Annotated in this window: 5 protein-coding genes; 3 read left to right on the top strand and 2 right to left on the bottom strand. The window is 70.4% G+C overall.

Going from position 1 to position 8,202, the window contains the following annotated elements; translation table 11 throughout:
- Positions 1-381: 381 nt before the first annotated feature.
- Complete coding sequence (locus ACZ5XS_RS39775; RefSeq protein ID WP_468659850.1) at positions 382-831, top strand: PTS sugar transporter subunit IIA; 450 nt, start codon at positions 382-384, stop codon at positions 829-831.
- 79 nt (positions 832-910) lie between these two features.
- On the top strand, positions 911-2,581 hold the full coding sequence (ptsP, locus tag ACZ5XS_RS39770) for a phosphoenolpyruvate--protein phosphotransferase (RefSeq protein WP_468659848.1): 1,671 nt from the start codon (positions 911-913) through the stop codon (positions 2,579-2,581).
- 70 nt (positions 2,582-2,651) lie between these two features.
- Here ptsP and ACZ5XS_RS39765 read toward each other — a convergent pair whose 3' ends face one another.
- Together ACZ5XS_RS39765 and ACZ5XS_RS39760 are read right to left on the bottom strand one after the other, a co-directional pair.
- Positions 2,652-3,545, bottom strand: a complete 894-nt coding sequence (locus tag ACZ5XS_RS39765) for a hypothetical protein (RefSeq protein ID WP_468659846.1) — start codon at positions 3,543-3,545, stop codon at positions 2,652-2,654.
- Between the two features lie 110 nt (positions 3,546-3,655).
- Positions 3,656-5,623 carry an acetoacetate--CoA ligase gene (locus ACZ5XS_RS39760; protein ID WP_468659844.1) on the bottom strand — a complete coding sequence of 656 codons (1,968 nt, stop codon included), beginning with the start codon at positions 5,621-5,623 and terminating at the stop codon, positions 3,656-3,658.
- Between the two features lie 212 nt (positions 5,624-5,835).
- Here ACZ5XS_RS39760 and ACZ5XS_RS39755 point away from each other — a divergent pair, with 212 nt between their 5' ends.
- Entirely contained in the window at positions 5,836-8,202 is a 2,367-nt protein-coding gene (locus ACZ5XS_RS39755) for a glycoside hydrolase family 31 protein (protein ID WP_468659842.1), read from the top strand.

Genomic DNA, 8,202 nt, shown 5'->3' with positions numbered 1-8,202 from the left:
TTTTGGCACGCTGTTGAGTTCTCAAGGAACGGACGCTTCCTTTGTACTCACCCTCTCGGGCTTTCCTCCGGGCTTCCCTTCGGTCTTGCGTTTCCAACTCTAGCAGTGATTTTCCGGCCCTCTGACCACCGTCCTGCAGGCATGCAGAAGGTGACCCCGAGATAGGATCTGCCAAGTTGGGTGCTGCCAGGCAAGGACGCTAAGTGTGCGTCGCTCAGCCCCGAGCAGGAGTACGACTGTACACGGGGCCGCGGAGCAGGTGCAAATCGATTTGGAGGTGTGGTCTAGACCTCTAATCGGGAGCTACCCTGCTGATCAGCGCGCCGTCCGGGACAGGCAGTGACGGTGTCCATATAGATCTCCACCCCTGGGAGGCTTCCCATGACCACCGTGACGTCCCCTCTTGCTGGACGCGCCATCGGACTGGCAGCGGTGCCCGATCCGGTCTTCTCCGGGGCCATGGTCGGCCCCGGCACGGCCATCGACCCCGTGCGTGAGCCTTCCGAGGCTGTCGCGCCCATGGACGGAGTCATCGTCTCGCTGCATCCGCACGCTTTCGTCGTCGTCGACGAGACAGGACACGGCGTACTCACCCACCTCGGTATCGACACGGTGCAGCTCAACGGTCAGGGCTTCGAGTTGCTCGTGAACAAGGGCGACACCGTCACGCGTGGCCAGAGCGTGGTGCGCTGGAATCCGGCGGCGGTCGAGGCCGCCGGCAAGTCTCCGGTCTGCCCGATCGTGGCACTCGAGGCCACGGCCGAGGCGCTCGCCGAGCTCCGCGAGGACGGCGACGTGAAGTCCGGCGACAGTCTCTTCGTCTGGAAGTGACGTCGGCGCCGTCCGATGACGGCAAGTAGGGGACAACCACCGCGGCGGCGGGACCCGCCGCACTATCGGGACGGGTGAGATGGAGACAACGCTGCGAGGCGTCGGCGTGAGCCATGGTGTGGCGATCGGCGAGGTTCGGCACATGGGAACGGCGGTGCTGGAACCGCCTGCCAAGCAGAGCCCACCGGAGGACGCGGGGCGTGAACAGGGGCGCGCCCGCAAAGCCGTCGAGGCTGTGGCGGCCGACCTGATGGCACGCGGGAACCTGGCCGGGGGTGAAGCCCAGGCGGTGCTCGAGGCGCAGGCCATGATGGCTCAGGACCCCGAGCTGATGGCGGACGTGGAGCGGCGTATCACCGTCGGGAGCACGGCCGAGCGTGCGGTGTACGACGCTTTCGCCGCTTACCGGGCCCTGCTCGCCGGAGCTGGTGAGTACCTGGCCGGTCGTGTGGCCGACCTCGATGACGTGCGGAATCGTATCGTCGCACGCTTGCTCGGGGTGCCTATGCCGGGTGTCCCGGACAGCGACGAGCCGTACGTCCTCATTGCGCGGGACCTCGCGCCGGCCGACACCGCGCTTCTGGACCCGACGCTGGTCCTCGGCTTCGTCACCGAGGAGGGCGGGCCGACGAGCCACAGTGCGATTCTCGCCCGGGCGCTCGGCGTCCCGGCAGTGGTGGCGCTGCCCGGAGCGAGTGAGCTGGCCGAGGGCACGATGATCGCGGTGGATGGGAGCACCGGCGAGATCTTCGTGAACCCCACTGGGGAACGGAAGACGCAGATGGCGGCCGAGGCTGCCCAGCGCAAGGCCGCGCTGGCCGCCTCCACGGGGCCGGGCGTCACCTCCGACGGTCACAAGGTGCCGCTGCTCGCGAACATCGGCGGTCCGGCCGACGTGCCGGCGGCCGTCGAGGCCGGGGCGGAGGGTGTCGGTCTGTTCCGTACCGAGTTCCTGTTCCTCGACGACAGCAAGAACGCTCCGTCGGAGGAGAAGCAGGTCGACGCCTACCGTCAGGTGCTCGAGGCGTTCCCTGAGGGACGTGTCGTGGTGCGTGTGCTGGACGCGGGGGCGGACAAGCCGCTGGACTTTCTCACGCCGGCCGATGAGCCGAACCCGGCGTTGGGCGTGCGTGGCCTGCGGTCGCTGCTCGACCACCCCGATGTGCTCCGCACGCAGCTGACCGCGCTCGCCAAGGCTGCCGAGGGGCTGCCGGTGTACCTCGAGGTCATGGCTCCGATGGTGGCGGACCGTGCCGACGCGAGGGCGTTCGCGGACGCGTGCCGTGAAGCCGGGCTGCGGGCGAAGTTCGGCGCGATGGTGGAGATCCCGTCGGCCGCGCTGCGGGCGCGCTCGATTCTGCAGGAGGTCGAGTTCCTGTCCCTGGGGACCAACGACCTCGCGCAGTACACCTTCGCCGCTGACCGTCAGGTGGGTGCGGTGTCCCGTCTGCAGGATCCCTGGCAGCCCGCGCTGCTCGACCTGGTCGCGCTGTCCGCCGACGCGGCGAAGGCCGAGGGCAAGAGCTGTGGGGTCTGCGGCGAGGCCGCGTCCGACCCGCTGCTCGCCTGTGTGCTGACCGGTCTGGGCGTCACCTCTCTTTCCATGGGTGCGGCGTCGATCCCTTACGTTCGGGGGACGCTGGCGAAGTACACGCTGGCGCAGTGTGAGCGGGCCGCGGCTGCCGCGCGGGCTTCGGACAGTGCTGAGGAAGCGCGCACCGCGGCACAGGCCGTGTTGTCCGGCGAGTAACAGTCGGCCCGGCCATCCTGGCCGTGTCGTGAGGGGCGCTCCACCTGCGGGTGGGGCGCCCCTCCTGCGTTCAGTGGTGGTGTCCCGGCGTCTGCCCCATGTCACCGAGCTCGGGCGGCACGCAGTAGTCGACGTCCGATTCGGGGGAGATGAGGTCACCGGAGTCGATGTCGGTGCAGTAGGCGTCGAAGACTTCTCCGGCAGTGAGGGGTTCGAGGCCCTCTCCGCGCATGCGCCAGCCGTAGATGCGGTCCGGGGCGCCGGGGGTGCTGGTGCGCATGACGAGGCCGCCAGGTCCGTGGGTGGCGAGGCCGAGGGCAAGGACGGTGGTGAATTCGAGGGCTTCGGCCTCGTCGAGGTGCGTGGTGCCGTCGCTCTCCTTCTCTGTGCGGAGAACGGACACGAGTGCTTCCGGGGCGCCCGTGACGTTGCAGACGAGGTGGCGGTCTCCGCTCTCGGCTGTTTCGAGGATGCGGACGAGGAGATGGGAGGCGCGGACGAAGGCTGCCCGGCCGATGTCCTCGCCGCAGGCGGCACAGGCGCCGAGGCGCGCCAGCAGGGTGCTCGCGTACTCCCAGGTCGCCTGCCGGACGGCTTCGTCGACGAGGGCCGGTACGAGGTCGGCCAAGGGCCGGCCGTCGTAGGGGATGGTCGGGCCCGTTGCCGCGAGGTCCGCTGTGAAGCGGGTGCGGCTGGACTGGACGTCCGGGTCGAGGCCTGCGGCCGTGCAGAACTCGGCGTACTCCTGTGGGTCGAAGAGGGCGACGGTGGTGTGGCTGCCCTGCGCGGCGCGGGTTTGGAGGAGGTCTTCGACTTGTCGCAGGTAGGTCCTGTGGTCGTCGAAGGTGAAGCTGGGGTAGCGCCGCATGGCGTGGAAGTCGTGCTCGTCGGTCAGCAGGCCGATGGTGCCGGCGATTTCGCGGCGCAGGACGCGTCGCATGGTCTGGTGGTCGGTGTGCGCCATGGTTCCCCCTGTGTGCGGTCGATCAATGCTCACTCACAGTAATCGGCGGCACTGACAACGGTGTCCGCGTCGGGGCGGTCGTGGACGGTCTCGGGCTGGGGATGTGTGGATCAGGCGTGTTTGTGGGCCAGGTCCTCGTAGAAGCGGAGCAGGTCGAGGTTGTCGATGGAGCCTGGGTTGATGGCCTTTTCCAAGGGGGTCCCCTGGAGCAGGCGCTTCACGGGGACCTCGATGCGTTTGCCGGTGAGGGTGTGCGGGATGCCGGGCACCTCGATGACCTCGTCGGGGACGTGGCGGGGGGAGAGCTGTTCGCGGATGGTCTGCTTGATGCGGTTCAGTAGGGTCTCGTCGAGGGTGGCTTCCGGGATCAGGTGTACGAAGAGAGGCATCCAGTAGCCGCCGTCGGGCTGTTCGATGCCGATGACGAGCGATTCCTTGATCTCGGGCAGACGTTCGACGGCTTCGTAGATGTCGGCCGAGCCCATGCGGACGCCCTGGCGGTTGAGCGTCGAGTCGGAGCGGCCGTGGATGACGACCGAGCCGCGCGAGGTGACGGTGATCCAGTCGCCGTGGCGCCACACTCCGGGATAGGTGTCGAAGTAGCTGTCGTGGTACCGGCTGCCGTCCGGGTCGTTCCAGAAGCGGATCGGCATGGACGGCATGGGATTGGTGACGACGAGCTCGCCGACCTCGTCGGTCAGGGGCTGTCCGCTGGGGTCCCAGGACTGCAGGTCCGTGCCCAGTCCGGGGGCCTGGAGCTCGCCGATGTACACGGGGAGGGTCGGTACGGCTCCGGCGAAGCAGGAGCAGACGTCCGTGCCGCCGCTGACGGACGCGATCCACAGGTCCTCGCGGACCTCGTCGTGCAGCCAGCGGAAGCCGTCGGGCGGCAGGGGCGAGCCGGTGGTGGCGACGCACCGCACCCTGGAGAGGTCGTGGTCGCGGCCGGGGTGCACGCCGGCCTTGCGGCAGGCCATGACGTACGCGGCCGAGGTGCCGTAGAGGGTGGCCTGCGTGCGTTCGGCGACCCGCCACTGGGCGCCTGTGTCCGGGTAGCCGGGGCTGCCGTCGTAGAGCACGATCGTGGTGCCCGTGAGGAGGCCGGAGACGAGGAAGTTCCACATCATCCAGCCGGTGGACGTGTACCAGAAGAAGCGGTCCTCAGGGCCCAGGTCGCAGTGCAGGCCGAGCTGCTTGAGGTGCTCCACGAGGATGCCGCCCTGGGACTGGACGATGGCCTTGGGCAGGCCGGTCGTGCCCGAGGAGTAGAGCACCCAGAGGGGGTGGTCGAAGGGGACCTGCTCGAAGACGGGCTCCGTGTCGGCGGCCGTCAGGGCCGACCACTCCAGGGCGCCTTCGGGAGCCTCGGTGCCGAGGAGGGGGATGTGGACGACGGCGCGCAGGGTGGGCAGTTCGCGGCGCAGCTCGGCGACCGTGTCGCGGCGGTCGTGCTCCTTGCCGCCGTAGCGGTAGCCGTCGACGGTGAAGAGGATCACCGGTTCCACCTGCTGGAAGCGGTCCAGGACGCTCCGGGCGCCGAAGTCGGGGGCACAGGAGGTCCACACCCCGCCTACGGCGGCGGTGGCCAGGAGGGCGACGACGGCCTGCGGGATGTTGGGGAGGTAGCCGCTGACGCGGTCACCGGGGCGAACGCCGAGCGTGCGCAGCTCGGCGGCCAGGGCGCCGACCTGACGGCGCAGTTCGGACCAGGTCACGGGGACCGGGTCGTGGGTTTCGTCGACGTGGAGGAGGGCCGGTTCGTCCGCGCGGGTCTCGGCGGCCCGCAGGGCGTGCTCGGCGTAGTTCACGGTCGCTCCGGGGAACCACCGGGCGCCGGGCATCGAGCGGTCCCCGAGTACGCGCGCGTAGGGGGTCGAGAACCGTACGTCGAACCACTCCGTGACGGCTTTCCAGAACGTGTCGAGCTCGTCGACGGACCAGCGGTGCAGTGCGGGGTAGCCGCCGTCTGAAGGGGCGCCGTGGCGTTCCGCCGCCCAGGTCTGGAATCTGGTGACCTGGGCCTGGGCGATGCGTTCCGGATCGGGCTGCCAGAGCGGCTGCGGGTTCATGGTCGGCATGGGGCGGCTCCCGGACTGTGCGCGTCGTGTGCGTCCTCCGCGCACGGGCTGGGTGTGCGCGTGACGCGGCTGACACGGACGATGCCATGTGATCAATTCCAACACCAGGGGGCGCCGCACATAGTCCGTGTCGTGAAGATGTGGTCCCGGCACGGGTGAACGGCAGTTGAACGAGACGCATATGTGGGCCGGTCGATGGCAGGCTGAGCAGCATGGACGGTCGTGACCTGGTGCGTTCGGTGAAGGCAGTCGGTTCGGCGGGGGCGGCCCAGGGGTTGCGTACCGTGCGAGCCGCGTGGCGCAGGAGGCGTGCCGATGCCTCCGGGCTGCCGCCGCGCGGGGCCGAACGGGCTCGGGTGCCCGGCCCCGTGCGGGACGTGGAGCCGGGTCCGGGAGGCGGTCTTCTCCGGTTCAGCCGTTCCGAGCTGCGGATCACCGTCGCGGTGAACGGAGCCGTGTTCTGGGGCTGGGACGGGGCCGGTCCCGAGCCGTCGTACGCGCTCGCCGACCGGTGTCCGGAGCCGGACCCGCGGGCGCTGCTGGAACCGGACAAGGACGGCGGCTGGCGGGTCGTGGCCGAGCGGGTGACGGTCGTCGTCTCGCGGCACGGCGCGATCGAGGTGCTCACGCCCGGAGGAGTGACGCTGCGCCGGGATCTGCCGCCCCGGTGGTGGGATCCGGTCGGCGGCGGGCCGGCGCGGTGGATGCAGCGCTCGGAGGTCGCCTCGGACGCGCGGTTCTTCGGACTCGGCGGGCGTGCTTCGGGGCCCCGGCTGCGGGACGGGGCGTACCGGCTCTGGAACACGGATCCGGGCCGGCCGTTCGGCCCGGACGACGATCCGCTGTACGTGACGATGCCGGTGCAGCTGGTGGTGGCCGACGCGGGGACGCATCTGGTGTTCCACGACACCTCGTGGGACGGCACGGTGACGCTGCGGGAGGGCGAGGAGGGCGCCGGGTCCGGTCATGACCGGGCAGGCACGTGCGAGCTGCGGATGGACGGGGGGCCGCTGCGTTCCTGGGTGGTGGTGGGCACCCCCGCGCGCGTGCTGCTCGCCTGGGCCTCGCTCACCGGGGCGCCGGCGCTGCCGCCGGCCTGGGCGCTCGGTCATCATCACGCGCGGTGGGGCTTCGGTGATGAGCAGGAGGTCCGACGGATCGTTTCGGGCTATCAGGAGCGGGGGCTGCCCCTCGACGCGGTCCATCTGGACATCGACCACTACGACGCGCACCAGGTGTTCACCGTCGATCAGGATCGTTTCCCCAAGTTGCCGGTGCTGGCCGATGAGTTGGGGCGGGACGGGATCCGGCTGGTGTCGATCGTCGATCCCGCCGTCAAGGCCGAGCCGGGCAGCACCGTGTTCGACAGTGGGACGGCCGAGGACGCGTTCGTGCGGGACGCGGGCGGACGGCTCGTGCGGAGTGTCGTGTGGCCCGGGGAGGCCGCCCATCCGGACTTCACGCACGCGCGCGTGCGTCAGTGGTGGGGGCGCCTCTACGAGGAGCGGCTCGCGCAGGGCTTTTCGGGGTTCTGGCACGACATGAACGAACCCACCTCGTTCACGGCCTTCGGCGAGTCCACGTTGCCGCGGTCGGCCAGGCATTTCCTGGAGGGGCGGGGCGGGGACCATCGTGAGGCGCACAACGTGTACGCGCTGTGCATGGCCCGGGCGGGATACGAGGGGTTGCGCGAACTGGCCCCCCAGAAGCGTCCTTTTGTCTTCTCGCGCTCCGGCTGGGCGGGGATGCAGCGCTACGGCGGGGCGTGGTCCGGCGATGTCGCCACGGGCTGGCCGGGGCTGCGCGCGTCGCTGTCGCTGGTCGTGGGGCTGGGGCTGTGCGGGGTGCCGTATTCCGGGCCGGACGTGGGCGGCTTCGACGGGAGCCCGTCGCCCGAGCTGTATCTGAGATGGTTCCAACTGGGCGCGTATCTGCCGCTCTTCCGCACGCATGCGAGTCTGCGGGCCGGGCGCCGGGAGCCGTGGGAGTTCGGTGCGGAGGTGCTGGAGCACGCGCGCGTGGCGCTGGTCGAACGCCGTCGCCTGTTGCCGTATTTCGTGACGCTCGCGCATCTGGCCCGCCATACGGGGGCTCCCTATGTGCGTCCCCTGTGGTGGTCGGCGCCCGAGGACCGCGCGCTGCGGGACTGTGAGGACGCGTTCGTGCTGGGCGACTGCCTGCTGGTGGCGCCGGTGCTCGATCCGGGCGCGGACCGGCGTGCCGTGCGGTTGCCGCGGGGCCGCTGGTACGACACGGCTACGGGGCGGGCCTACGAGGGGCCGGCGCAGGTCCTGGTGGACGCTCCGCTGTCTCGGATACCCGTGCTCGCGCGGGCGGGCGCCGTCATTCCGGTGCGCGGCGACGACGGCGGGCTGGAACTGGAGGTCTGGGCGCCCGCCCGGGGACGTACCGGGGGCGGGCTGGTGGTGCCGGACGGGGGTGACGGCTGGGAGGAGCCGGAGATCGAGCGCTATGTCACTCGCTGGGAGGGCTCACGGGTGGTCGTCGAGCGGGAGGGTGAGGACGGCGTGAGCGAGCCGCCTCACCCGGTGCGCGTACGCGGGCTGCAGACCGGCTGA

The organism is Streptomyces sp. NPDC033131 (assembly GCF_055578365.1).
The sequence above is the reverse complement of the archived record's forward strand: the minus strand, read 5'-3'. Positions and strand labels throughout refer to the sequence as shown.

Coding starts and splice junctions, on each gene's coding strand:
- ACZ5XS_RS39775 (WP_468659850.1), top strand. CDS start 382: ATGACCACCGTGACGTCCCCTCTTGCTGGACGCGCCATCGGACTGGCA.
- ptsP (WP_468659848.1), top strand. CDS start 911: ATGGAGACAACGCTGCGAGGCGTCGGCGTGAGCCATGGTGTGGCGATC.
- ACZ5XS_RS39765 (WP_468659846.1), bottom strand. CDS start 3,545: ATGGCGCACACCGACCACCAGACCATGCGACGCGTCCTGCGCCGCGAA.
- ACZ5XS_RS39760 (WP_468659844.1), bottom strand. CDS start 5,623: ATGCCGACCATGAACCCGCAGCCGCTCTGGCAGCCCGATCCGGAACGC.
- ACZ5XS_RS39755 (WP_468659842.1), top strand. CDS start 5,836: ATGGACGGTCGTGACCTGGTGCGTTCGGTGAAGGCAGTCGGTTCGGCG.